The following is a 24,987-nucleotide window of genomic DNA, read 5'->3' as shown; positions in this document are numbered from 1 at the left end:
CGAATGCTCCCACGCGCCTGGGTCGGGTCAGCACTCGACGATGTTCACCGCCAGGCCGCCACGTGCCGTCTCCTTGTACTTGACCTTCATGTCCGCACCGGTCTCCATCATCGTCTTGATCACCTTGTCCAGACTGACCGTGTGCGCGCCGTCGCCGTAGAGGGCCAGGCGCGCGGCCGTGATCGCCTGGACCGAGCCGACGGCGTTCCGCTCGATGCAGGGGATCTGGACCAGTCCTCCGACCGGGTCGCAGGTCAGGCCCAGATGGTGCTCCATGCCGATCTCGGCGGCATTCTCCACCTGGCGCGGTGTGCCTCCGAGGATCTCGGCCAGCGCCGCCGCGGCCATCGAGCAGGCGGTGCCGACCTCTCCCTGGCAGCCGACCTCCGCCCCTGAGATGGAAGCCGTCTGCTGATAGATCGACCCGATCGCGCCGGCGACGAGCAGGAAGCTGACGATGGCATCGTCGTCTGTGCCGGGGACGAATCGGACCGCGTACTGCAGTACCGCCGGGATGATCCCGGCGGCCCCGTTGGTTGGGGCCGTCACGATTCGGCCGCCGGAGGCGTTCTCCTCGTTCACCGCCAGGGCCCACAGTGTGACCCAGTCCATGGCCGCCAACGGGTCGACCGCGTGCCGGAACTGCCCGGCATCCGCGACCAGGCGCAGGTGGAGCTCCGCGGCTCGTCTGCGCACCTTGAGGCCCCCCGGCAGCACCCCCGGCGTGGCGCAGCCCTTGGCGATGCAGTCCGCCATCGTGGACCACAGCCGCAGCAGCCCGGCTCGAACGTCCTGCTCGGACCGACGGGCACACTCGTTGGCCATCATCACAGCACTAATGGACATGGAGTGGTCCTCACACTGCGCCAGCAGCTCGTTCGCGGTGCGAAAGGGATAGGGGACCGACGTCGCATCCGGCCTGAGCTCTGGACGCCCGCTGCTGTCGGCGCCGAGTACGAAGCCGCCACCGATCGAGTAGTAGGTCCGTTCGGCGACCACCTCCGAACCCTGCCACGCGGTGAACGTCATCCCATTCGGGTGGAACGGCAGCGAGCGCCGACGGTGCAGCACCAGGTCATGATCCGGGTCGAAGTCGATCTCGTGGCTGCCGCCGAGCCGGAGCCGTCCGGTGGCCTTCACCAGGGTGGCGCGCTCCGGGCCTCGCACCGTGTCGACAGTCTCCGGATTCTCGCCCTCGAGCCCCCACAGCACCGCGTTGTAGCTGCCGTGGCCGTGTCCGGTCGCACCCAGGGACCCGAACAGCTCCGATCGCACCCGGGTCACCCGGTCGAGGACACCAGCCTCGGCCAGAGTGGAGATGAACCGGCCGGCCGCCCGCATCGGGCCGACCGTGTGTGAGCTCGACGGGCCGATGCCGATGCTGAACAGGTCGAACACGCTGACACTCATGAGACCAGTCTGCCCGCTGGTCTGCCCTCCACCCAACCCGCGCCCTGAGCCTGCCGCCGCGCCCTGAGCCTGCCCCCGCGCCCTGAGCTTGTCGAAGGGCGAGAACGACTCCGCGCCCTGAGCTTGTCGAAGGGCGAGAACGACTCCGCGCCCTGAGCCTGCCCCCGCGCCCTGAGCCTGTCGAAGGGCCTCAGTGGTGAGAGAGCCCTGCCGGCTCATACCCGGCAGGGCCGCCCAGCGAGCGTCCGAGAGGGCGCGGCGGGGGTTGATGCTGGGACCAGTCTCCGTGGACTGTCACCTGCCGGACGGATCGACACGCCGGTGCACGAAACTGTGACCAAACGCCTCTTGTGCCGCGCTCAGCGCAGGCATATACCTGAACTACTCCAACCGCAGGAGGCCTCGCCAACTGCAGTTGGGGCAGGAATCACGACCTCGGTCGTGGCCCCGACCGGAGGAGGGATCTCGGTCCCGAATCCACCCCGGGAATCTGCGCTTCGGTGCAGTTTCCCAAACCGGATGTCGACTTCGGTCGGCACCCAGACTGTCGGCCAGTCGGCCTCGGCCGAGGACGCTGACAGGGATGAGGGCTTCGGCCCGATTCCGAACCGAACAAGGGGCTTCGGTCCTGCGTTCAAAAGCGAGATGAAGGCTTCGGCCGGATTCTCAACCGGAGCTCCGGCCAACTCATACTTGGCCGGAGCTTCAACATTTCCGACGCCGGGGAAGAATGAGCGGATGGGTCCCGTCCTCGTTCTGACCGGTGGACCGGCGGTCGGGAAGTCCACCATCTCCCGGCTGCTCGCCGAGAGCCGCGAACGCGCCGCCGTGATCGAGGTGGACGACGTTCGCCAGTTCGTGGTCTCCGGTGCCGCAGCCCCGTGGGAAGGTCAAGAGGGGCTGCGTCAGCAGCGTCTCGGCGTCGAGAATGCCTGCGCACTTGCGACCCGGTTTGTGGCCGAGAAGATCGAGGTCGTTATCTCCGACGTCCTCAATCCGGAGACGACTGCGCTCTACCGCGGCCTGTTACCCGATTGTCTGGTGGTCAGGTTGGTGGCCGCGCCGGCCGAGGTACGTCGTCGGGCGGGAACCCGGCCCTGGTACCTGACCGAGGAGGAGTTCGCTCTGCTGCACGAGCTGGACAGATCCAGGCCCGTGCCCGCCGATCACGTCCTCGACGTGACGGTACTGAGCCCTGCCGCAACCTGCCTCGCCGTGAATGCCCTGTGGGCCGCCGTTCGCGCCGAGCCGAGACGCTAGCGTGGGGCCAGCATCTGGGCGAGAGGCCGCCCCAGGCAGGAGAGGACGCGCGACCCCTGAGGCGTGCAGCAAGGAGGCTGGGTTGAAAGCCCTGGTGAAGACGGCTGCCCAACCCGGGCTGGAGCTGATCGACGTTCCCGAGCCGGCCGTCGGCCCAGGAGACGTACTGGTGGGGGTGAAGGCCACCGGCATCTGTGGCACCGACCTGCACATCGAGTCCTGGGACCACTGGGCCCAGAAGGTGATCCGGGTGCCGTTGACCGTCGGGCACGAGTTCTCTGGCGAGGTGGTCGAGGTCGGGTCAACGGTGACCGACGTCGCGGTCGGGGACTTTGTCAGTGGCGAGGGCCACATCGTCTGTGGGCGGTGCCGCAACTGCCGCGCCGGACGCCGTCACCTGTGCATCAACACCCGCGGCATCGGGGTGCAGCTCGACGGAGCCTTCGCCGAGTACGTCTCGCTGCCGTCGACCAACGCCTGGGTGCACCGGGAACCGGTCGCTGTCGATGTCGCCGCCATCTTCGACCCGCTCGGCAACGCCGTGCACACCGCGCTGACCTTCCCGATGCTGGCCGAGGACGTCCTCGTCACCGGCGCCGGTCCGATCGGCATCATGGCGGCGATGGTGTCCAAGCATGCCGGCGCCCGCTATGTGGTGATCACCGACCTCAGCGACGAACGGCTGGCGCTGGCGGACTCGTTGGGTGTGAGCCTGGCGGTCAACGCCGCCCACAGCACGGCAGCCGAGGCGCAGCGGACGCTGGGGATGCGTGAGGGTTTCGATGTGGGTCTGGAGATGTCGGGCAGCCCCGCAGCGCTCCGGGACATGATCAGCAACATGACCCATGGCGGCAGGATCGCGATGCTGGGTCTGCCATCGGAGGAGATCAGCATCGACTTCGCGACGGTCGTCCTGAACATGCTGACGATCAAGGGCATCTATGGCCGGGAGATGTTCGAGACCTGGTACGCGATGTCGGTACTGCTGCAGAGTGGGCTGGATGTCTCCGGTGTCATCACCGACCGCTTCCACTACACCGACTTCAAGGAAGCCTTCGCCACCGCCAGGAACGGCCGCTGCGGCAAAGTGATCATGAATTGGGAATCGTGAGGAGACACCGATGTACACGGCGATGAAGGACGGGCTGGCGGCGGAGCTGGCGCAGTTGAAGAGCGAGGGGCTCTACAAGGCAGAGGCCGTGCTCACGACGCCGCAGGCGGCGGAGATCGGCGTCGGTGGCGGGACCGTACTCAACCTCTGTGCCAACAACTACCTGGGCCTTGCCGACCACCCAGCCATGATCGAGGCGGCCAAGGCGGCACTCGACCGCTGGGGCTTCGGCATGGCCTCGGTCCGCTTCATCTGTGGGACCAGCCAGATCCACAAGGATCTGGAGGCACGAATCAGCGGCTTCCTGCACACCGAGGACACGATTCTCTACAGCTCCTGCTTCGACGCCAATACTGGCCTGTTCGAGACGCTGCTCGGCCCTGAGGATGCGATCATCTCCGACGAGCTGAACCATGCCAGCATCATCGACGGGGTCCGGCTGTGCAAGGCCAGGCGGCTGCGGTACCGCAACCGCGACATGGCCGATCTCGAGCTGCAGCTGAAGTCCGCCGCTGACGCCCGCTATCGGATGATCGCCACCGACGGTGTGTTCTCGATGGACGGCTACGTGGCACCGCTGGACCAGATCGTCGAGCTGGCGGAGCGTTACGACGCTCTGGTGATGGTCGACGACTCCCATGCCGTGGGCTTCGTCGGACCGACGGGGGCAGGCACACCGGAGCTGTTCGGCGTCCAGGACAAGGTCGATATCGTCACCGGCACGTTGGGCAAGGCGCTGGGTGGTGCCAGCGGTGGCTACACGGCCGCGCGCAGCGAGATCGTGGAGATGTTGCGCCAGCGCTCGAGGCCCTATCTGTTCTCGAACTCACTCGCGCCGGCGATCGCCGCGGCAGCCATCGCCACCTTGGACTTGCTGGAGACCTCAGGGGAGCTGCTGACCCGATTGCGCGACAACACCGCCTACTTCCGGGCCGAGATGGGCCGGCGGGGCTTTGAGATCCCCGAGTCGGATCATCCGATCGTGCCGGTGATGATCGGCGACGCGGTCCAGGCCGCCGCGCTGGCCGACAGGCTGTTCGCCGAGGGGATCTACGTCCGCGCCTTCAGCTTCCCGGTCGTGCCCCGAGGCAAGGCCAGAATCCGGACTCAGATGTCGGCCGCGCACTCCCGAGATGATCTTGATCGGGCCATTGCCGCGTTTGAGCGGGCCCGCAGCTAGCGTCAGCGGGGGTGGAGCGTATGGCCGCTGGAACCGGATTCAGCGCTGCGCGACGATCTGCTTGCCGAGGGGCATCAGCGCCACCGGAATCAGCTTGAAGTTGGCGATGCCCATGGGGATGCCGATGACGGTGACGCAGAGCGCGATGCCGGTCGCGATGTGGGTGAGGGTGAGCCACCAGCCTGCGGCGAGGATCCAGACGACGTTGCCGAGAGCGGCGCCGACGCCAGCGCTCGGCTTGTCGACTACGGTGCGGCCGAACGGCCACGCGGCGTAGTTGGCCAGCCGGAACGAGGCGATCCCCCAGGGGATGGTCACGATCAGCAGGCAGCAGATGAGGCCGGCCAGCATGTAGCCCAACCACAGCCAGAATCCGCTGAACACGAACCAGATGATGTTGAGCAGGGTACGCATACCCCCATGGTGACCGGAGCCTGAGTGCCGGACAACCGGGAGCAACCCTGGGCTGGCCCTGGCTTTCCCGAACGCCGACCTGCCGGCCGCTGGAATGTTGAGGAAGCATGGACTGTTATACCCCCAAGGGTATTATGAAGACACACTCGTGAAAGGATTTTGACCCATGGGTACGACCACCCTCACCGCTCAGAACTTCCAGCAGACGGTGTCCGGCAAGGGCATCGTGTTCGTCGACTTCTGGGCCTCCTGGTGCGGCCCCTGCCTGCGGTTCGCGCCTACCTATGACAAGGCGGCAGAACTCAACCCGGACATCGTGTTCGGGAAGGTGGACACCGAAGCCGAGCGGGCGCTTGCTGCCGCAGCCGGCATCTCCTCGATTCCGACGCTGATGGCGTTCCGGGACGGGATTCTGGTGTTCTCGCAGCCCGGCGCCCTGCCGCCGCAGGCGCTCAACCAGGTCATCGCCTCGGTTCGGGCGCTCGACATGGACAAGGTCCGCGCCACCGCCACCTCCTCCAAAGCCAGCGCGCACTGAGGGCACGCGGGGGTCCCTGTGCCCTGAGCGGGTCGAGGAGCTGCAGGGGGTGCGCGCTGTGGGCTTGTCGAGAAGCGGCAGGGGTTAGGCGCTCTGAGTTTGTTGAGGTGTGGCAGGGGATACGCGCTCTGAGCTTGTTGAGGTGCGGCAGGGGATACGCGCTCTGAGCTTGTCGACGTGCGGCAGGCAATACGCGCTCTGAGCTTGTCGAGGTGCGGCAGGGGATACGCGCTCTGAGCTTGTCGAAGAGCGTCACCTGGAGGCCCTTCGACAAGCTCAGGGCTCGTCCGCGGGCCGGTGCTAGTTCCGCCCTTCGACAGGCTCAGGGCGCGTGTGGGGTGGCCCTTCGACAGGCTCAGGGCGCGGATGGGGTGGCCCTTCGACAGGCTCAGGGCGCGGATGGGGTGGCCCTTCGACAGGCTCAGGGCGCGTCTGCGGGCGCGTGTGGGGCGGCCCTTCGACAGGCTCAGGGCACGTCTGCGGGCGCGTGTGGGGTGGCCCTTCGACTGGCTCAGGGCGCGGTATTGGTTATGGGCAGTCCGACGTCGGCTCGCCAGGCGTCGTGGAGAGCGGTCAGCCGGGCGACATCGGCGGGTCGCTGTGCTGCCAGGTCGGTGGTCTCGCCGACGTCGGCTGCCAGGTCGAACAGGGCAAGACCATCGCCGACGTCGGCGTGTTCGACAGCGCGAATCCCCACCGCGACCGGGTCGCTCCCGTCGGCGTAGCGCAGCTTGAGGTTCCCGGTGCGGACCGCCCACTGGAAGCCACAGTCCCAATGCAACGAGTCGTGCCCGTTGTCCGGACCGCCGCGCAGTAACGCAGCCAGGTCGACGCCGTCCGAGGCATCGAGCACGGCCTGGGGTGCGCCTGCCGCCGCCAGCAGGGTGGGGTAGAGGTCCAACGAGCTCACCAGCCCAGCCCGGTCGTGACCACCATGCCAGCCACCAGCCGGCCAGCGGACCAGAAACGGCACCCTGATGCCGCCCTCCCAGAGGGTGTACTTGGTGCCGGCCAGCGGCGCGTTGTCACCGTAGTTGCAGGTCGAGCCACCGTTGTCCGTCAAGTAGACGACGATCGTGTCGTCAGCCAGCCCGGCGCCGTCCAGATGATCAAGGAGTCGGCCGATCTCGGCATCCATCAGCTCCAACTGGGCCAGGTAGTACTCGCGGCCGTGCTCGAGGTTGGGGCTGATGGCGCCGTCGTACCAATCGGCGTACGACTCCGAGGCACTGTCATGCCAGTCTGACCCGGTCGGCAACCCACGTCGCTCGAGCTCCTCCGGCGGCAGCTGCCAACAGAAGTTGTGGACAGCGTTGAAGGCCAGCATCAGGAAGAATGGCTGCTCGGCGTGATCATCGACGAAGCCCCGAGCTCGCCGTCCGAGCTCAGCGGTCAGGAATCCCTCCAGTTCCTCCTCCTGGTCTCCATTGAGCATCGGCTGGACAGCCATCCGCCAGGAGGCCTCCTCGCCGTACTCGTCGACAGCGACGTGTGAGTGCCGCAGGTAGTTGAGCCGGCCCTGCTGCTGACCGGCGAGACCGTAGTAGGTGTCGGCGAAGCCGTGGTGCGGTGGGCAGGCGCGGTCCCCGCGCTGCTCGGGACCGTAGTGCACCTTGCCGAGGTAGCCGGTGGCGTAGCCGAGGTCAGCGAGTCCCTCGGCCAGCGTCGGGCGCTCGTCGGCGAATCGAGAGGTGGAGAACCAGGTGGCCCCCCACCGCTGCTGGTAGCCGCCGCTGATGATCGCCGCCCGCGACGGGCTGCAGATGGGGGCAGTGACATAGGCGTCCGGGCAGGTGAGGCCTTCGTCGGCCAGCCGGTCCAGCGCCGGTGTGCGGACATCCGCATGGTGGCCCATCCTGCCCCGGTCGGCGTAGCCATGATCGTCGGACAAGATCAAGATCACATTGGGCTTCGGCACAGCCATACGCTAGCGAACGCCACGATCTTTCGAACGCGGCACTGGGCGGGCGCGCCCTACAGCCGGGCGGCGAAGGCCTGGTGAGCGGCAGGGTCGAAGAGTACGAAGCGGATCTCCGTCACCTTCGACGGTGTGGACCGCACCGTCTCGAGCGCCAGGCGTGCTCCGTCCTCGATCGGCCAACGGTAGACCCCCATGGAGATGGCCGGGAAGGCGATCGACTCGACGCCGAGCTCGTCGGCGACACGCAGTGACTCGCGGTAGCAGGAGGCCAGCAAAGCTGAGCGGTCCTCGCGTGCAGAGAAGACGGGACCGACCGTGTGGATCACCCAGCGTGCCGACAGTGCCCCCGCGGTCGTGGCCACCGCCTGTCCCGCCGGGAGGCCATCCGGGTAGTCGGAGGCGCGCAGGGCTCGGCAAGCTGCCAGGATCTCCGGGCCGCCCCTGCGATGGATGGCGCCGTCGACACCGCCACCACCCAGCAGGGACGAGTTGGCCGCGTTCACGATCGCGTCCACGGTCTGGTCGGTGATGTCGCCGCGGACCAGCGAGATCTCAGTCATGCCTCCACTCTAGGGAGGGGCGTCAGCGGCGAGGAGTGCCTGGTGTCGGGCAATGATCCGGGTGTTGACCAGAGGCTGCTGGTGCGGGTCGATCCACCTCGGCGGGATCCAGGCCGGCAAGCCGTGGCGAAGCCGGCAGGTCCAGCCCCGATGCTCGAAGTTGTTGTGGTGGTAGTGGCACAGGAGGGTGAGATTGTCGATGTCGGTTCGGCCGTTGTCGCGCCACGCCTGGATGTGGTGCCGATCGCACCACTCCGGCGGGTGGTCACAGCCGGGAAAGCTGCAGCCGCCGTCGCGTGCGATGAGCGCCAGGGTCTGGTGCTTCGTTGCGCTCCGGGCAGCGCGTCCGAGGGTGAGGGGAATGCCGGTGCGGGTGAGGACCACCGGAATGAGCTCGGCCTCGCTGGCGAGCTTCAACAGCTCGGCGACGGGGACCCGCTGACCGTCGCTGGTCTGGCCGTGACCGGTGCGCTGCAGCAGGTCCTCAAGGTGGATGAGAACGATCATGGTGCACGGAGTGCCGCCGGAGTCGGGCAGACCACCGGCACGCAGCAGCCGGAGACCGGCTTCGTGAAACGCGTCGTGCTGTCGTTGCGCGGCAGAGCGTCGATCCTGGCCGCCTGGGTCCTCGGCGCGAGGTGCGGACAGCGGGGAGAGTGCCGCCGCCCACAGCGACCCGCAGACTCCGGTGAGTCGGCCCTGCAGCCGGTAGGACCCGTCAGCGCTTCTGGTGAGAGTGAGCTCGCGGGAATCCTGGATGGTCTCATCGTCCAGCAGCCCGTCCGGAAACAGGATGTCAGTGAGGGTGGCGGCGATCTGGCGGAAGTCGGTCGGGGCGAAGGCTGCCGCAGGGGCACACAGCTGATCCTCGGCCCAGCCGAGCTCGGCTGAGTTGGCCGAGAATCTGGCTTCCAGCCGGTCGAGACAACCGACCGCGATGCTGACTGTTTCGGTGGAAGCGGTCCCGCTCGCGGCAACTGCGGCCAGCCGCGCGTACCTGGCGGGCCTCGTTTCGCCGGTCGGGGATGGTCGCGGCGCCAGGGCGTGCGCTGCCTGGACACGACGGCGCGCTTCGACGGGGGAGATCCTGAGCACCTCGGTGAGCAGCCCCTGGGTGGTCCGACGAAGGTGCCGGACCGCGAGCTCCGAACGGTCACAGGCGACCACGATCCGGTGGTCGACCCGCGCGTGCAGGTTACGCAGCCTCTCGAACTGCTGCGTGAATGCCAACAGGTCGTCATCGGCGAGCGCGTCAAGCGCCCCGGACTCAACAGTGACGATCAGTGTGTCGAGCGCGGCGGTGAGATCGGGAAGCAACGGGACCGGGACAGTCGGGGTCGTCGGCGTCTCCGGCTGGCTAGTGGCGGGTGCATCGACGAGCACGGTCATGGACTTACTTTATTCGAACATAAGTTCGAATGCAACCCCTGATATCTCGACTATTGCGCTGCCTGCGAGGAAATGTCGTCGCCTACCACCCGGGTGGTCAAGACGGTGATGCTCTGTCCCAGTCTTAGGGGGCACGGTGGATCCCCCGCTGGGCCCCGCTCGTCTGGAACGCCGACGAGTGCGCGTTCTTGCGCGAATCGGGGAATTTCTCTCGGTAACAATCATGTGAACCTCCATCACCAGAGGGGCAGAGAGGTATACCTTCGGATGGTTGGACGCACTGGCAAAGCGACGTCCATGCAGCGGTCAGGTGGCCGTTGCAGTCCCGGTGAGAGGTGTGCTGACTCGTGAAGAAACGGTTGACCGGCGCGTTGTCGCTGCTCATGTTCGGGGTGCTCGCCTTCGCGCTGGCAGCCTGTGGCTCTGGAGGTTCCGGCAACGGGGGTGGGGGCTCAGGCAAGGCGAACACCACCCTCACCATCGCCAACACGTCGGGCTCGCAGTGGACCTGTGGCTTCAACCCCTTCAACCCGGCTGTCCAGGGTGTGACGGTCGGTTTCGTCTACGAGCCGCTGGTCTACATCAACACCCTGAAGAATGCCGCCGAGACCCCGATGCTGGCCGAGTCCTACAAGTGGGGCAGCGGAAAGAAGTCGCTGACCTTCACTGTGCGTGACGGGGTGAAGTGGAGTGATGGCAAGCCGTTCACGGCCGCCGACGTCGCCTTCACCTTCAACCTGCTCAAGAAGTCTCCCGGGCTGGACATCAACGCACTGTGGAAGCAGATCCTGACCAAGGTCACGGCCAAGGGCAACACGGTGACCTTCGAGTTCAAGAGCGCGGCAGGTCCCTACTTCTACTACCTCGCCGACCAGGTCTCGATCGTGCCGGAGCACATCTGGTCCACCGGTGATCCGGCGAAGGACCCGGTCCAGTTCCAGGACGCCGCTCCGGTCGGTACCGGCCCCTACACGGTCGACCCGTGCAAGCCCGCCAACATCACCTACAAGGCGAACCCGAACTACTGGCAGTCCGGCCTGCCGAAGGTGAAGACGGTCAACTACCCGGCCTACACCGACAACAGCCCGGCCAACCTCGACCTCGCCACCGGCAAGGCCCAGTGGGGTGGCCAGTTCATTCCGAGCATCGACAAGTACTACGTCTCCAAAGACAAGGAGAACAACCACTACTGGTTCCCGCCCAGCTCGAATGTGGCGCTCGTGTTCAACCTGAAGCACCCAGTGACCGGCAAGCTGGCGATCCGGCAGGCCTTCGCCTATGCGATCGACCGGGCCGCCGTGTCGAAGATCGGTGAGGGCGGCTACCAGCCGCCGGCGAACCAGACCGGCATCGTGTTGCCGACCTTCAAGGACTGGTACAACAAGGCGGCCGCGGACAAGGCCAACTACGTCCCCAATGCGGACAAGGCCAAGCAGCTGCTGGCCTCGGAGGGCTACTCGCCGTCCAAGCCGCTCAACCTGGACGTGATCACGGTCAGCGGCTTCACCGACTGGGACGCCTCGCTGCAGGAGATCAAGCAGCAGCTCGAGCCGCTCGGCATCAAGATGACGATCAAGGACCTGGCCGGCCAGACCTACAACACGAAGATCTACAAGGGTGACTTCGACCTGGCCTACTCCTCCGGTACTGGCGGGCCTTCGCCGTACTACGAGCTGAGGAACCTGCTGTACAGCGGGAACACCGCCCCGCTGGGCTCGAACGCTACGTCCAACTACAGCCGCTACACCGACCCGAAGACGGATGCGCTGTTCGACCAGTTCGGCGCAGCCGATGAGGCGCAGCAGAAGGAGATCATCAACAAGCTGCAGCAGGTGATGCTGGACCAGGTGCCGCTCATCCCCACCACCGAGTCCGTCAGCTGGTATCAGTACAGCACCAAGGACTTCAAGGGCTGGCCGACCGAGCAGGACCCGTACGCCATGCCTGCTCCGTACAACCTGCCGGACCTTGAGCAGGTTCTGCTCAGGCTCGAACCGAAGTAGCCCCATCACACGACTGGCACGCCCGCGGATGACGTGGGCGTGCCAGTCGCGAGAGAAGCGCCCTGAGGAGGGATTGCCATCAGGTACGTCATTCGAAGGCTCGGCTTCTTCGCCATCACCTTGTGGGCGGCGCTGACACTGAACTTCTTCATCCCGCGGATGATGCCGGGCAACCCGGCCGAGGCGATGATGTCGCGGTTCAAGGGTCGGATCAACCCGGAGGCGCTGAAGGCGCTCGAGGTGGCCTTCGGCATCGACTCGCAGGAGAGCACCTTCCGCCAGTATCTCGACTATCTGCAGAACACCCTGACCGGGCATTGGGGGATCTCGCTGACCTTCTTCCCGGTCGAGGTCAGCACGGTGGTCCGGCAGGCGTTGCCGTGGACACTGGCGCTGGTGGGCCTGACGACGTTGCTGGCGTTCGTGCTGGGCACGGTGATCGGCATCGTCGCCGGATGGCGACGCGGCGGTCTGGTCGACAGCATGCTGCCGCCGGTGTTCGTGGTCACCTCGGCGCTGCCCTACTTCTGGGTCGGAATGCTGTTCATCCTGGTGTTCTCGGTCTGGACCAACGGAGCGCTGCCGAACGACGGCGGGTACGACACCGCCCTGACTCCGGGGTGGAACATGGAGTTCATCGTCTCCGTGCTGCAGCACGCCTTGTTGCCGGCGCTGACGATCCTGGTGGTGTCGATCGGCGGGTGGATCCTGACGATGCGGAACAACATGGTGACCACGCTGGCCGAGGATTATGTCCGGATGGGTCGGGCGAAGGGGCTCTCCAACCAGCGGATCATGTACGACTACGCCGCACACAACGCGATCCTGCCCAACCTGGCGGGCTTCGCGATGTCACTCGGGTTCGTCGTGAGCGGCTCGATCCTGGTGGAGTTCACGTTCAACTATCCCGGGGTCGGGTACATGCTGCTGAGTGCTGTCAGTAACGAGGACTTCCCCCTGATGCAAGCCCTGTTCGTCATGATCACCGTGGCCGTGCTGCTGGCGGTCCTGGTCTGTGACTTCTTGACGTTGTGGCTCGACCCGCGCGCCCGGACCCAAGACTGAGGAGGAATCCATGAGTGCGATCGCGAGTGGAGGTGCGGGAGGCGCGGTAGGCGAGGAGACTCTGGCCGAGCCGACCGTTCTGGCAGACGAGGGGGGTGGCGGACGCCGCACGCGGCCGGGCGCAGGGATCATCCGGGCGATCCGCGGCAACAAGAAGGCGATGGTCGGCACGATCCTGCTGGCCATCTTCACCCTCGTGGCCATCGCCCCGCAGCTCTTCACCTCGGTGAGGGACCCGAACAAGCGGGCGTTCGACATCAGCCTGTCCCCGTCGGTGCACCACCTCTTGGGCACCACCTCCTTCGGCCAGGACATCTGGGCCCAGCTGGTCTGGGGCACGCGCCAGTCTCTGCTGGTAGCGGTCATCGCTGGGGCGGGCGCCTGCCTGCTGTCGGTCGTGATCGGGGTGTCTGCGGCCTATCTCGGCGGTGTCGCCGACGACGTGCTGTCCCTGCTGATCGACGTCTTCCTGGTGCTGCCGACCTTCCCGCTGATCATCGTCATCGCGGCCTACGCGGGCAGTGGCGGGTTCATGGTCGTGGTTGCGGTGCTCGTGGTCACCGGCTGGTCCTACGGTGCGCGTCAGCTCAGGGCACAGGCACTGTCGCTGCGCAACCGCGACTTTCTCGTGGCTGCCAGAGTGCGCGGCGAGAGGCAGTCCTACATCATCATCTTCGAGGTGTTGCCGACCATGATCTCGTTGATCACCGCAAACTTCCTCGGCGCGGCTCTCTATGCGGTGCTGACGGCGGCAGGGCTGCAGTACATCGGCCTCGGCGATCCGTCGTCAATCAGCTGGGGAACCATGCTGCACTGGGGGCAGAGCGCCGAGGCGCTGCAGACGGGGCAGCAGTGGTGGGTGATCGCACCAGGGTTGTGCATCGCTCTGTTGGGAGCGGCGTTCGCGCTGTTGAACTACGCCTTCGATGAGGTCAGCAACCCCGCCCTACGACCGGTCAGGAGAGTCCGTGTCAAACGACGTGCTGCTTGAGGTCCGCGACCTGACGGTCGAGTACGCAACCGGGCACACACCCGTCCGGGCGGTCGACAAGGTCGATCTTGATGTCCGCGCCGGAGAGTTCGTGGGGATCGTGGGTGAGTCGGGTTGTGGCAAGTCCACCCTGCTGTTCGCCATCGCCCAACTGCTGTCGCCGCCGGCCGGGATCACCGGTGGCTCGGTCGGCTTCCGCGGCGAGAACCTGGTGGTCATGAACGACCGCCAGCTCGCCCCGATCCGCTGGCGGAACATGTCGGTGGTGATGCAGAGTGCCATGAACGCGCTGAACCCGGTGAAGCGCATCGGCGCCCAGTTCAGCGATGTGATGCGCGCCCATGGCAACACGTCGGCGGCGGAGATCAAGGAGCGGTCGGAGACCGTGATGCGGCTGGTGGGCATCGACAAGGTGCACCTGTCCAGCTATCCGCACCAGCTGTCCGGCGGGATGCGGCAGCGATCCATGATCGCGATGGCGCTGCTCTTCACCCCGGATCTGGTGATCATGGACGAACCTACGTCCGCCCTCGATGTGGTGGCCCAACGCTCGCTGATGTTGCAGATCAAGGACCTGCAGGCTGAGCTGGGTTTCGCCGTCGTCTTCGTCACCCACGACATGTCCCTGGTCAGCCACTTCTCGGATCGGCTGATGGTGATGTATGCCGGCCAGACCGTCGAGTTCGGCGACACCCGCCAGGTCTTCGACCAGCCGGCCCACCCGTACACCAGCGGGCTTCTCGATGCCTTCCCCTCGATCCGGGGACCGCGGGTGGAACTGGTCGGCATCCCTGGCAGCCCACCGAACCTGGCGCATCCACCGGCGGGATGCCGGTTCCAGCCTCGCTGCCCGAAGGCGTTCGAGGCCTGCCTCACCGTGCCGCCGCCGCTGTATGACGTCGAGGGCGTGCAGGCGCGGTGTCTGTTGCATGATGACGAGCTGAACGCAACGGTGAGGAGCGCCACATGACCTCAACGAGCCCGGTGGAGCCGACGAGCCGGACCGCGACACCGCTGCTGGAGGCACGCGGACTGACGCGGCATTTCAGCGTCGGCGGGCTGCGTTCCCGGAAGCATCTGCACGCGGTCGACGACGCCTCCTTCTCGATCAACGACCGCGAGATCGTTGCACTGGTCGGTGAGAGCGGGAGCGGGAAGAGCACGATCGCACGGCTGCTGGCTCGGGTCTACCAGCCCACCAGCGGGGAGATCCTCTACCGTGGTCAGCCGCTGGGCAGCCTTCGCGGACGCAAGCAGAACCTGGGCTATCGCAGCGATGTACCGATGGTGTTCCAAGACCCCTTCAGCTCGCTCAACCCGGCGCACCGGGTGTCACACGGCATCCTCCGTGGCCTCACCCTGCACCGGCCGGAGCTGAGCGCGCAGCAGCGCCGGGCCGAAGCCGAGCGGGTCTGCACCGCGGTGGGGCTCTCGCCGGCGGCCGAGGTCCTGGACCGGTTCCCGTACGAGCTCTCCGGCGGCCAGCGGCAGCGGATCGGATTCGCCCAGGCGCTCGCCTATCGACCCAAGGTCATCCTCGCCGACGAGCCGGTGTCGATGCTCGATGTGTCGATCCGCATCGGCCTGCTGAACGTGATGGCGCGGCTGCGGGAGGAGGAGGGCGTCTCGTTCCTCTACATCACCCATGACATCGCCAGCGCCCGCTATGTGGCTGACCGGGTGATCGTGATGTACGCCGGCCACATCGTGGAGACGGGTCCGATCGAGAAGGTGCTCGCCGACCCGCGTCACCCTTACACCCAACTGCTGGTGGCTGCTGTGCCCGATCCGCGGTCCCCGCTGACGGTCACCTCGGAGCTGGCCGCGGGTGAGCCACCGAAAGTGGTCGACCCACTGCCGGGATGCCGTTTCCGTGATCGGTGCCCGTTCGCGATCGACGTCTGCCACCAGGTGACTCCGAAGCTGGTCGACCTCGAGCCCGGCCACGCTGCCGCCTGTCATGTGGCGGCGCAGCAGGCCGGCGTATCCGCCGGCGCCTGAGTGACGACGTGAGCGTCTCCTGGGAAGCGGCGGTGCCCGGGTGAGTGCACGGTTCGAGGAGCTGGCGTGGCAGGAGACGTCGTTGGGAACCCTGACCCTGCGGCGGCGGCTGGATCCCTCGCTGAAGGTGGAGGTCTACGAGGTCAAGCTCGGTGACGAGTTTCTGATGTCGAGCCTGTTCACCGTCGCCGAGGTCGAGCTCGCTCACCTCGGGCTTGCGCAGGTCGACGTGGAGGGTGCGGCCGTTCTCGTGGGGGGACTGGGTCTGGGTTACACGGCGCAGGCAGCCCTGGCGCATCCCTCCGTTGGGTCTGTCACTGTGGTTGACGCGCTGGAGGCGGTGATCAGCTGGCACCAGCGCCGGCTGTTGCCGGTGTCCGGCGCCTTGATGTCCGACCCGAGAACCCGTCTGCTCCACGCGGACTTCTTCGCCTTGATGCGGCGCGACCCGGAGCCAGGGGCAGTCGGCGGGTTCGACGCCATCCTGGTGGACATCGACCACTCCCCGCGGCACCTGCTGCACCCGTCGCACGCCGACCTCTACACGACCAGCGGTCTCCGGCAGCTCAGTCGCCATCTCGCCCCTGGCGGTGTGTTCGCGCTGTGGTCGGACGACCCCCCTGATGAGTGGTTCAACGCGAACCTTGCCGAGGTCTTCGCTGTCCGCGACGCTCACGTGGTCAGCTTCGCCAACCCGCTCACGCATGGACTGTCCGCCAACACCGTCTACGTGGCGAAGCGTGCGACCGGCGACCTGGGCAGTCTGGGCCCCGAGGGTCCCTAGCCCGGTGCTGCCGGGAGAGTGTGCAGGAGATCACCGACGGCCTGCAGTGCTCCGGGAACGATCGAGTAGTAGGACCAGATGCCGCGCTTGTCACGTCGCAGAATGCCGGCGTCGACGAGGATCTTGAGGTGGTGCGAGACGGTCGGCTGGCCGAGGTCGAGGGGCTCTGTCAGGTCACAGACACAGGCCTCCTGATTCTCGTGGGCGGCGACCATGGTGACCAGACGCAGCCGGGTTGGATCGCCCAGAGCCTTGAAGACGTGGGCGTAACGTTGGGCCTCGTGCGCGTCGAGGCCCTCCTTGGCGTCGGCCGCGCAGGCCGGCACCAAGAGCGGAAGGTGCCTGGTCGAAGTGTCCGTCACGCGCCCAGTATGACCCTCGCATTGACATTTTTCGATGGGTTGGCGGATACTCGCTTCATCGAAACTTGTCGATGTGACCGGGAGAGGGTCGAGTGAACCCACAGACGCAGGCGCCAGCCGGCGAGACGGTCGGGGCCGTCCCCGCGCCCCGGTTGTCGACCCTCGACCGGTTGCTCCCGGTGTGGATCCTGGCAGCGATGGCCCTGGGTCTCGTGCTGGGCCGGCTGGTGCCCGGGATTGCCGACGTGCTCAACTCGGTCAAGATCGGCTCCGTCTCATTGCCGATCGCGGTCGGCTTGCTGGTGATGATGTATCCGGTGCTGGCCAAGGTGCGCTACAACGAGACCGGTCGAGTGGTGTCCGACCGACGATTGATGGTCACCTCGCTGTTGATCAACTGGGTGCTCGCGCCGGCGTTCATGTTCGCGCTGGCGTGGCTCTTCCTGCCGGATCTGCCGGAGTATCGGACCGGGCTGATCATCGTCGGTCTTGCACGCTGCATCGCCATGGTGCTGATCTGGAACGACCTCGCCTGCGGCGACCGCGAGGCAGCCGCCGTGCTCGTGGCGATCAACTCGGTCTTCCAGGTGCTGGCATTCGGCGCGCTGGGCTGGTTCTACCTGCAGGTGCTGCCGTCCTGGCTGGGTCTGACGACGACGTCGGCGGAGTTCTCGGTCTGGGCCATCATGGCCAGCGTGCTGGTGTTCCTGGGCATCCCGCTGGCGGCCGGCTTTCTGACCCGCATCCTGGGCGAACGCGCCAGGGGCCGCGAGTGGTACGAGCACACGCTGCTGCCCAAAATCGGACCCTGGGCACTGTACGGCCTGCTGTTCACCATCGTGATCCTGTTCGCGCTGCAAGGCGACACCATCGTCTCCGAGCCATGGAACGTCGCCCGGATCGCGCTGCCGCTGCTGGTCTACTTCATCGTCGTGTTCAGCCTGAGCCTGCTCGCCGGCCGCGCCCTCCGGCTGGGCTACCCGCGCGCGACGACCCTGGCGTTCACCGCTGCCGGCAACAACTTCGAGCTCGCCATCGCGGTGGCGATCGGCACTTTCGGCGTCACCTCAGGTCAGGCGTTGGCCGGTGTGGTCGGGCCGCTGATCGAGGTCCCGGTTCTGGTGGCCCTGGTGTACGTGGCCCTGTGGGCACGCCGACATCTCTTTCCCGAAGACCCCGCGCCAGTTGGCGGCCCGCCTGCTGTCCGACCCGCTGCCGATCAAGGAGTTTGACCATGTCGGATCGTCCCAGCGTGCTGTTCGTCTGCGTCCACAACGCGGGTCGCTCGCAAATGGCGGCGGCCTTTCTCCACCACCTGTCCGGTGGCGCGATCGAGGTCCGTTCGGCCGGCTCCGAGCCGGCTGATCAGGTGAACCCGGCGGCTGTGCAGGCCATGGCCGAGCTGGGCATCGACATCTCCGCGGAGCGACCGAAGATCCTCACCGACCAGGCAGTGCGCGAGTCGGATGTCGTCGTCACCATGGGCTGCGGTGACACCTGTCCGTTCTATCCCGGCAAGCGGTACGAGGACTGGCAGCTCGACGACCCAGCCGGCAAGGGAGTCGAAGCGGTGCGTCCCATCCGAGACGAGATCCGTCGCCGGATCGAGATGCTGATCACCGAGCTCGTCCCGAGCCAGGAGAGCGCGCCGCCGGAGCACTGACGCACCGACCACCCCCGGCGCGCCGGATCTGTCCTACTCCCACCAGAAGGCCTCACCGAGGATGAGGAAAAGGGCGAATGCAGTCGTCGTGACGGTCATGATCCAGACGAGTCGGGCGCGGTCTCTGCCTCGGGCGATGACGATCCACCCGACGACCCCGCTGGCGATCGCCGAGGCCAGCATCAGCATGCCGCCGCTGCGGACGACCGTGTTGTTCGCACTGACCGACAGGCCGGTCGTCGACCACAGTCTCGCCAGCAGACTGATGCCCAGTGCCATCGGCAAGGGGACGACAACAAAGACCGCCAGCGCCACCACCACCCATCCGGCACTGGTCCGAGGCAGGAACTTGTGGGGGCTCACCGGCCTGGTCACCGATGGTGAAGGTGAACCGGTCATCACGAGACTCCACTTCCTGGTCGATCAGTGCAAAAGGCGGCTCGGTGGGCGGCCAGACTCTGACACACCAGATGCTCTTTTCGCTGTCTCCACCCTGTCGTGTCGGGAGGAGTCGTTGAAGGAGTCCAAGGTCCCGCCGGCAAGGGTCATTCGGTCTCTTTGCTGACGTTCGGCGCGACCCCCCGCTAGGGTCAGGCGTGAGGGTGATCAGACGACGAGCGAGGAGTTGACCGTGACCAAGTGGTACCAGGAGGCGGTGATCTACTGCCTGGAGGTGGCTTCCTTCCAGGACTCCAACGGTGATGGCAGGGGTGATCTCCGTGGCCTGATCAGCCGTCTGGACTACCTGGCGCGGCTCGGTGTCACCTGCCTCTGGCTCAACCCGATCCACCCCAGCCCGGGACGTGACAACGGCTACGACGTCAGCGACTACTACGAGGTCGACCCCAAGCTGGGCAGTCTCGGCGATTTCGCGGAGCTCACCCGTCGGGCCCGCGAACGTGGCATCCGGATCCTGCTCGACCTCGTCGTCAACCACACCTCCGATGAGCATGCCTGGTTCGCATCGGCCCGCAGCGATCCGAGCTCGCCCTACCGGGACTGGTACGTCTGGAGCGCTGAGGAGCCGCCGGATCGGTTTCAAGGCACGGTGTTCCCGGGGGAGCAGACCGAGACCTGGACGTTCGACGAACAGGCGGCCGCCTGGTACTTCCACCGCTTCTATGACTTCCAGCCCGACCTCAACTGGTCGAATCCCGCGGTGCGCAAGGAGATCGGCAAGATCATCGGCTTCTGGCTCCAGCTCGGTGCCTCGGGGTTCCGGATCGACGCCGCCCCGTTCGTGATCGAACAGGTCTCCCCGGGTGTCGACCCCGGGCCTCAGGACTTCTCCATCATCGACTCGTGGCGACAGGAGACGCAGTGGCAGAAGGGTGACTCGGTCCTGCTGTGCGAGGCCAACGTGGCGCCCAGTGCCGTAAGTGCGTTCACCGGCAGTCGGCCCGACGGACCGAGCGACCGGGCGCAGATGATGTTCGACTTCCTGCTCAACCCGAGGATCTGGCTGGCGCTGGCTCGCACCGACGCCGAGCCGCTGATCGAGGCGCTGACGACCGCGGTCCGGCTGCCCGCCGGCGCCCAGTGGGCCACCTTCCTGCGCAACCATGACGAGCTGGATCTGAGCAGGCTCACCGACGAGCAACGAGGCGACGTCTTTCGGGCCTTCGCTCCGCGACCGGACATGCGGCTGTACGGTCGCGGCATCCGCCGCAGGCTGGCCCCGATGCTCCGCGGTGAGCGCCGGCAGATCGAGCTCGCCTACGCCCTGCAGTTCTCGCTGCCCGGCACGCCCGTGATCCGCTACGGGGAGGAGATCGGCATGGGGGAGGACCTGAGCCTGGACGGCCGCGAGGCCATCCGTACGCCGATGCAGTGGGATGACGGCCCCAACGGCGGGTTCTCGTCGGCAGCGAAGGAGCTGCTCGCCCGGCCGGTCGCGATGAGTGGCAAGTTCGGCGCGCGGAAGGTGAACGTCCGCTCTCAGCATCGCGACCCCACCTCGTTGCTGCGGTGGTTCGAGAACCTGGTGCACACCTTGCGAAGCGCCCCGGAGATCGGGACCGGCACGGCGTCGATTCTCGACGTCCCTCTGCCACGCTCGGTGCTGGCGCACCGGTTCGATGCGCCCTCCGGCTCCATCCTGCTGCTGCATAACCTGGCCGATACGCCGGTGACGGTCGACATCGGTCCGTTGAAGGGCGCGCTAGAGGCGCCGTACGACCTGTTGGTCGACGGCCCCTACGACAAGCCGACGCGAAGACTGACCGGTCTGGAACTGCACGGCTGGGGGTACCGCTGGATCAGGCTCTCAAGGAGCGATCTGGGCTGACGCACGTCGCTGGACGGCCCGGAGTTGCGCATCGGCAAGGGGCATGCTTAAGGTAAGGCTCGCCTAATAAACCGTCGCCGAGCGTGTCTCGGCGCCACTCGCACCTCTGGAAGGCCAGCCCTGATGAATCTCCTTCGACCGCTGAGCGCCGTGGCCGGACTGGCTCTGCTCGGCTCTCTCTACGCCTGCGGCAACGACACCACCACCGCCGCCGGCGGGACGACCTACGAGGTGAAGGCCGGGGACAGTTCCTGCGAGGTGTCGCAGACCAGCATCCCCGCCGGACCTACGACCTTCGAGGTGCAGAACGTCGGCTCGAACGTCACCGAGGTCTACGTGTACGGCAAGGATGGTGACGAGTTCACCAAGATCATGGGCGAGAAGGAGAACATCGGCCCCGGAACCTCACAGTCGTTCGACGTGAACCTCACAGCCGGAGAGTACGAGGTCGCCTGCAAGCCCGGGATGGCCGGCGACGGCATCCGTACCAAGGTCACGGTGACCGGTGCCGGTGGTTCGTCCAGCCAGGCCAAGGAGAGCTATGACCGTGAGCTGGAGTTCAAGGTGGGCAAGGACGGCCGAGCGGTCCCGCCCACCGACCTGAAGGCGACGGCGGGGGAGAAGATCGAGTTCAAGCTGGAGAACGAGGCCGCGACTGAGTTCTACCTCCGGCTGCTCGACGCCGACGGCAAGCAGGTCGGCGAGGCGGAGGCGGCGGCCGGTGCCGACGCGGAGTTCATCGCCGAGCTGGCCGACGAGGGCAGCTATCAGGTCAAGGTCTTCGCTGACGGCAAGGAGTCTGCTGCCGAGACCTTCACTGTGGTGGTTGGCAGCTAGTTTGAGTCTCGGCGAGCGTCAACCGTTCTCAGACTTCTGATGCCTCGGACCGTCCTAGCGGTAGGCAGACCCGCACCACCGTCTCGCCCGGTCGTGAGTCGATGTCGATCGTTCCACCGTGGCGCTCCACTACGATGCGGCGGGCGATGTCCAGGCCGAGACCGGTCCCCTTGCCGACCTCTTTCGTGGTGTAAAACGCCTCGAACGCGCGGGCCGCGACCTGGGCCGGCAGGCCATGCCCGGTGTCTGTGATCTCGACCACGACGTCCTTGCCCTCGGCGCGGGTCGAGATCCGCAGCGTGCCGCCCCCTTCCATGGCGTCGACAGCGTTGTCGATCACGTTGGTCCACACCTGGTTGAGCTCGCCGGCGTAGGCGTCGATCCGCGGAAGGTGGGAGTCGAAGTCGCGGACCACGGTGATCTGGTTGCGGAGCTTGTGGCTCAACATCACCAGAGTGCTCTCGATTCCGTCGGTGACCTGGATGTGCTGCATGGAGGCGCGGTCCAGCTGCGAATAGGACCGGACCGCCGCGACCAGCTCGGAGACGCGCCGGGTCGACTCCTTCACCTCCGAGATCAGGGTGGCCACGGCCAACGTGCTCGCCACCCATTCCAGCCCGGGCTCGAGGGCTGCGCCGTGGAGCACGCTGGCGGCCCGCTCGCACCACGCGAGATCGACCCCGGAAGCGGCGAATGTTGGAGCGATCATCCAGTCCCGGTCGACTCCGTGGCTGGCAAGCCAGGAGGACAGCTCGTCCTCGATATCGGCCGTGGCCAACGGATCGAGGACCGTCGCCGGAGGCTCCAGCTCGCGGCGCAGGGCGTCGAGGGCCGTGAACTGCAGGGCCGAGATCTCGCCCTGGGCCAGGCGACCCAGCGACGCGAGCAGGGTCTGGCAGGCCTGCTCAAGGGTGTCGACCGCTCGGGTGGCGGCTGCTGCCGGGTTGTTGATCTCATGCGCCAGGCCGGCCGCGAGCGTTCCCAGGGTGACGAGCGACTCCCGCTGCCGCACCGTCGACTCGATCGTGCGGGCGGTCCCGTACAGCCCTTCGACCAGGTGCGCCCCGAACGGGAACCAGGCGGTCGACTTCTCCCGCAGCGCCACGGACGGAACCTGCAACACCCGCCCGGGAGCAACCCCTCGGCCCGTCGCGAGATAGACGCCGTGATCGTCCCAGGCTCTGAACCCGCCGGCCCAGCGACCGGGGACATCCATCTTGCCGACCACGTTGTCCTCGCGTCCGACATGGCGGATGAGGTCGATGGCACCGTCCACCAGCACCCACCAGAAGTCCGCATGATCACCCTCGTGGAACAGGTCGACGCCGGGCACGATGGGCACCTCGCTGCCGGCAGCGAGCAACTCGGTGATCTGGTCATCGGTCAGACCGCTGAAGAGGCTGAGCCGGCGGAGTTCGTCGACCCGCATCAGACGGTCGCCAGGTAACGGTGGACGAGGTAGACCGCCATCGCGCCCTCACCGACGGCCGAGGCGACCCGCTTCATGGAGTCGAGACGGACGTCGCCGGCGGCAAAGACCCCGGGCACGCTCGTCTCGAGAGCGAAGGGGGCCCGCGACAGCCCCCAGGGGTGGGCCTGGGCCGCGTTGAGCAGATCCTGACCGGTGACGACGAAGCCCTTGTCGTCGCGGACGATGTCGGGTCCCAGCCACTCGGTCCGGGGGGAGGCTCCGATGAAGACGAACAGCCAGCTCGAGGGCACCTGATCTTCGACACCGGTGTCCCGGTTGGCCAGTGTGAGGGTCTCCAGGTGGCCCACCCCACCGCAGGCCACGACCTCGCTGCGATACCGCACCTCGATGTTGGCTGCGGAGCGGATGCGCTCCACCAGGTAGCGCGACATCGTGGCTTCGAGCGAAGCTGCGCGCACCACCAGGACCAACCGTTTGGCGTAGCGGGCCAGGTTGAGAGCGGCCTGCCCGGCCGAGTTGGCTGCGCCGACGACGTAGACGTCGTCGCCCTGGCACTGGCTCGCCTCGCTGGCAGTGGCGCCGTAGTACACACCGCGACCGGTCAGCTCACCGAGCCCTTTAGCACCCAGGCTCCGATAGGAGACACCGGTGGCGACGATGACCGCCCGCGCCTCGATCTCGCCGGGGCCATCGACCAGAACCGCGTGCACGGGGCCGCGGGTCTCGAAGCCGACGACGGTTTGCGCCAGCACCATCTCGGCGCCGAACCGAGACGCCTGAGCGACGGCGCGCTGAGTCAGGTCTGAACCGGTCAGGCCCTTGGGAAATCCCAGGTAGTTCTCGATCGCTGCGCTCTGGCCCGCCTGTCCGCCGGGTGCCTCACGCTCCACGATGACGGTACTCAGGCCTTCCGACGCGGCGTACACAGCGGCGGCCAGTCCGGCCGGGCCGCCACCGACGATGCACACGTCGTACAGCGGTTGTTCGGCACGCGTACGCAGCCCGAGGGCCGCAGCGAGCTCGAGTGTCGACGGCGCGCGCAGCGCGTCACCCTCGGGCACGAGGACCAGCGGCAGGTCGGCTTCGGTTGCCTCCGCCAGGGCTCTCAACCGGTGCGCCTCGGCATCCCGCTCGACGTCGTACCAGCGGTAGGGGACGTGGTTGCGGGCGAGGAACGTCTTGATGTCGTGGCTGCGGTCGGACCAGCGGTTGCCCACCACCTGGACGTCGGACGTGTGGTCCGGGTTGGCCTGTCGCCAGTCGCCAAGCAGGTCGTCAATGACCGGATAGAGCCGCTCCTCCGGAGGATCCCACGGCTTGAGCAGGTAGTAGTCGAGCCCGATGTCGTTGATCGCCTTGATGGCGACATCGGTGTCGGCGTAGGCGGTCAGCAGCAGGCATTTCGCGTTCGGCGCATGGGCGCGCGCCTGCTCGAGCATCTCGATGCCTGTCATTCCCGGCATCCGCTGGTCGGAGGCGATGAGGGCCACCGGCTGGTTGCGCAGTGCGAGCTTGGCCAGCACCGCCAGGGCCTGAGCTCCCGAGGTCGCCCGCACGATCCGGTAGTCGGCCGCGTAGCGGCTGCGCAGGTCACGCGAGATCGCCGCAGAGACCAGTGGATCGTCGTCCACGGTCAGGATGGTGGGCTTGCCCATAGATCACCCCTCGAGCGGCCGCCTGCCCGACCGAGGCGGAGCCCGGAGGATGACGAAGCCGACCCGGCCCAGCATAGCGGTTCGCTCACGTCGGGGACAGAAGTCAAAGCATCCGGCGCGCGGC

General features: G+C 66.8%; 23 protein-coding genes. 14 read left to right on the top strand and 9 right to left on the bottom strand.

The annotated features are described in order from the left end of the window. Window positions 1-27: 27 nt before the first annotated feature. Window positions 28-1,410: an L-serine ammonia-lyase gene (locus JOE57_RS06050; protein WP_204916850.1), complete on the bottom strand. Its 1,383-nt coding sequence runs from the start codon at window positions 1,408-1,410 to the stop codon at window positions 28-30. Window positions 1,411-2,148: 738 nt separating this feature from the next. Between JOE57_RS06050 and JOE57_RS06045 the strand changes: the two genes are divergently transcribed. The 3 genes from JOE57_RS06045 to JOE57_RS06035 all read left to right on the top strand — a co-directional run bounded on the left by JOE57_RS06045 (window position 2,149) and on the right by JOE57_RS06035 (window position 4,961). Further along, complete coding sequence (locus JOE57_RS06045; protein ID WP_204916849.1) at window positions 2,149-2,670, top strand: nucleoside/nucleotide kinase family protein; 522 nt, start codon at window positions 2,149-2,151, stop codon at window positions 2,668-2,670. 82 nt (window positions 2,671-2,752) lie between these two features. Continuing rightward, on the top strand, window positions 2,753-3,781 hold the full coding sequence (gene tdh / locus JOE57_RS06040) for an L-threonine 3-dehydrogenase (RefSeq protein ID WP_204916848.1): 1,029 nt from the start codon (window positions 2,753-2,755) through the stop codon (window positions 3,779-3,781). 22 nt (window positions 3,782-3,803) lie between these two features. After that, the gene (locus tag JOE57_RS06035; protein WP_204920262.1) at window positions 3,804-4,961 is read left to right on the top strand and encodes a glycine C-acetyltransferase; all 1,158 of its coding nucleotides are present in this window, start codon (window positions 3,804-3,806) and stop codon (window positions 4,959-4,961) included. Window positions 4,962-5,000: 39 nt separating this feature from the next. On the opposite strand, the gene JOE57_RS06030 is transcribed toward JOE57_RS06035, so the two are convergent. Then, complete coding sequence (locus JOE57_RS06030) at window positions 5,001-5,375, bottom strand: YccF domain-containing protein (RefSeq protein WP_204916847.1); 375 nt, start codon at window positions 5,373-5,375, stop codon at window positions 5,001-5,003. A gap of 166 nt (window positions 5,376-5,541) precedes the next feature. On the opposite strand from JOE57_RS06030, the gene JOE57_RS06025 reads away from it, so the two are divergent. Further along, window positions 5,542-5,913, top strand: coding sequence for a thioredoxin family protein (locus JOE57_RS06025; RefSeq protein WP_204916846.1), 372 nt, complete (start codon window positions 5,542-5,544; stop codon window positions 5,911-5,913). Between the two features lie 511 nt (window positions 5,914-6,424). On the opposite strand, the gene JOE57_RS06020 is transcribed toward JOE57_RS06025, so the two are convergent. Genes JOE57_RS06020 through JOE57_RS06010 form a run of 3 tightly spaced genes read right to left on the bottom strand, consistent with a single transcriptional unit; the run spans window position 6,425 to window position 9,783 of the window. Then, window positions 6,425-7,831 (bottom strand): sulfatase family protein, encoded by a 1,407-nt coding sequence (locus JOE57_RS06020; protein ID WP_338041187.1) that lies wholly within the window; start codon window positions 7,829-7,831, stop codon window positions 6,425-6,427. A 56-nt stretch (window positions 7,832-7,887) separates the two neighbouring features. Further along, window positions 7,888-8,394 (bottom strand): O-acetyl-ADP-ribose deacetylase, encoded by a 507-nt coding sequence (locus JOE57_RS06015; RefSeq protein WP_204916844.1) that lies wholly within the window; start codon window positions 8,392-8,394, stop codon window positions 7,888-7,890. 9 nt (window positions 8,395-8,403) lie between these two features. Next, a complete protein-coding gene (locus JOE57_RS06010; protein WP_204916843.1) occupies window positions 8,404-9,783 on the bottom strand; it encodes an HNH endonuclease signature motif containing protein in 1,380 nt (459 codons plus the stop codon). Between the two features lie 347 nt (window positions 9,784-10,130). Between JOE57_RS06010 and JOE57_RS06005 the strand changes: the two genes are divergently transcribed. From JOE57_RS06005 to JOE57_RS05980, 6 genes are all read left to right on the top strand, one after another. After that, window positions 10,131-11,786 carry an ABC transporter substrate-binding protein gene (locus JOE57_RS06005; protein WP_204916842.1) on the top strand — a complete coding sequence of 552 codons (1,656 nt, stop codon included), beginning with the start codon at window positions 10,131-10,133 and terminating at the stop codon, window positions 11,784-11,786. A gap of 159 nt (window positions 11,787-11,945) precedes the next feature. Next, window positions 11,946-12,851 (top strand): ABC transporter permease, encoded by a 906-nt coding sequence (locus JOE57_RS06000; RefSeq protein ID WP_239578858.1) that lies wholly within the window; start codon window positions 11,946-11,948, stop codon window positions 12,849-12,851. A 10-nt stretch (window positions 12,852-12,861) separates the two neighbouring features. After that, on the top strand, window positions 12,862-13,842 hold the full coding sequence (locus tag JOE57_RS05995; protein WP_204916841.1) for an ABC transporter permease: 981 nt from the start codon (window positions 12,862-12,864) through the stop codon (window positions 13,840-13,842). Continuing rightward, window positions 13,820-14,812 carry an ABC transporter ATP-binding protein gene (locus tag JOE57_RS05990; protein WP_338041186.1) on the top strand — a complete coding sequence of 331 codons (993 nt, stop codon included), beginning with the start codon at window positions 13,820-13,822 and terminating at the stop codon, window positions 14,810-14,812. The genes JOE57_RS05995 and JOE57_RS05990 overlap by 23 nt, the downstream gene beginning before the upstream one ends. Further along, the gene (locus JOE57_RS05985; RefSeq protein WP_239578857.1) at window positions 14,809-15,843 is read left to right on the top strand and encodes an ABC transporter ATP-binding protein; all 1,035 of its coding nucleotides are present in this window, start codon (window positions 14,809-14,811) and stop codon (window positions 15,841-15,843) included. Before JOE57_RS05990 ends, JOE57_RS05985 begins: the two co-directional genes overlap by 4 nt. Before the next feature lie 40 nt (window positions 15,844-15,883). Further along, a complete protein-coding gene (locus tag JOE57_RS05980) occupies window positions 15,884-16,627 on the top strand; it encodes a spermine/spermidine synthase domain-containing protein (protein ID WP_204916839.1) in 744 nt (247 codons plus the stop codon). On the opposite strand, the gene JOE57_RS05975 is transcribed toward JOE57_RS05980, so the two are convergent. Next, window positions 16,624-16,989, bottom strand: coding sequence for an ArsR/SmtB family transcription factor (locus tag JOE57_RS05975; protein WP_338041185.1), 366 nt, complete (start codon window positions 16,987-16,989; stop codon window positions 16,624-16,626). The genes JOE57_RS05980 and JOE57_RS05975 overlap by 4 nt on opposite strands. Window positions 16,990-17,081: 92 nt before the next feature. On the opposite strand from JOE57_RS05975, the gene arsB reads away from it, so the two are divergent. Beyond that, the gene (gene arsB / locus JOE57_RS05970; RefSeq protein WP_204916838.1) at window positions 17,082-18,221 is read left to right on the top strand and encodes an ACR3 family arsenite efflux transporter; all 1,140 of its coding nucleotides are present in this window, start codon (window positions 17,082-17,084) and stop codon (window positions 18,219-18,221) included. 2 nt (window positions 18,222-18,223) lie between these two features. Beyond that, complete coding sequence (locus JOE57_RS05965; RefSeq protein ID WP_204916837.1) at window positions 18,224-18,652, top strand: arsenate reductase ArsC; 429 nt, start codon at window positions 18,224-18,226, stop codon at window positions 18,650-18,652. 33 nt (window positions 18,653-18,685) lie between these two features. On the opposite strand, the gene JOE57_RS05960 is transcribed toward JOE57_RS05965, so the two are convergent. Beyond that, window positions 18,686-19,015 carry a hypothetical protein gene (locus JOE57_RS05960; RefSeq protein WP_204916836.1) on the bottom strand — a complete coding sequence of 110 codons (330 nt, stop codon included), beginning with the start codon at window positions 19,013-19,015 and terminating at the stop codon, window positions 18,686-18,688. Between the two features lie 268 nt (window positions 19,016-19,283). Between JOE57_RS05960 and JOE57_RS05955 the strand changes: the two genes are divergently transcribed. Together JOE57_RS05955 and JOE57_RS05950 are read left to right on the top strand one after the other, a co-directional pair. Continuing rightward, a complete protein-coding gene (locus JOE57_RS05955; protein ID WP_204916835.1) occupies window positions 19,284-20,939 on the top strand; it encodes an alpha-amylase family glycosyl hydrolase in 1,656 nt (551 codons plus the stop codon). A 123-nt stretch (window positions 20,940-21,062) separates the two neighbouring features. Then, on the top strand, window positions 21,063-21,776 hold the full coding sequence (locus JOE57_RS05950) for a cupredoxin domain-containing protein (protein WP_204916834.1): 714 nt from the start codon (window positions 21,063-21,065) through the stop codon (window positions 21,774-21,776). A gap of 28 nt (window positions 21,777-21,804) precedes the next feature. Here JOE57_RS05950 and JOE57_RS18930 read toward each other — a convergent pair whose 3' ends face one another. Both JOE57_RS18930 and JOE57_RS05940 read right to left on the bottom strand, forming a co-directional pair. After that, window positions 21,805-23,205, bottom strand: coding sequence for an ATP-binding protein (locus JOE57_RS18930; protein WP_204916833.1), 1,401 nt, complete (start codon window positions 23,203-23,205; stop codon window positions 21,805-21,807). Continuing rightward, window positions 23,205-24,863 (bottom strand): FAD-dependent oxidoreductase, encoded by a 1,659-nt coding sequence (locus tag JOE57_RS05940; RefSeq protein WP_204916832.1) that lies wholly within the window; start codon window positions 24,861-24,863, stop codon window positions 23,205-23,207. Before JOE57_RS05940 ends, JOE57_RS18930 begins: the two co-directional genes overlap by 1 nt. Window positions 24,864-24,987: the final 124 nt, after the last annotated feature.

The organism is Microlunatus panaciterrae, from assembly GCF_016907535.1.
GTDB lineage: Bacteria > Actinomycetota > Actinomycetes > Propionibacteriales > Propionibacteriaceae > Microlunatus > Microlunatus panaciterrae.
Note: the sequence above shows the minus strand (reverse complement) of the source record. Positions and strands in the feature narration are given on the sequence as shown.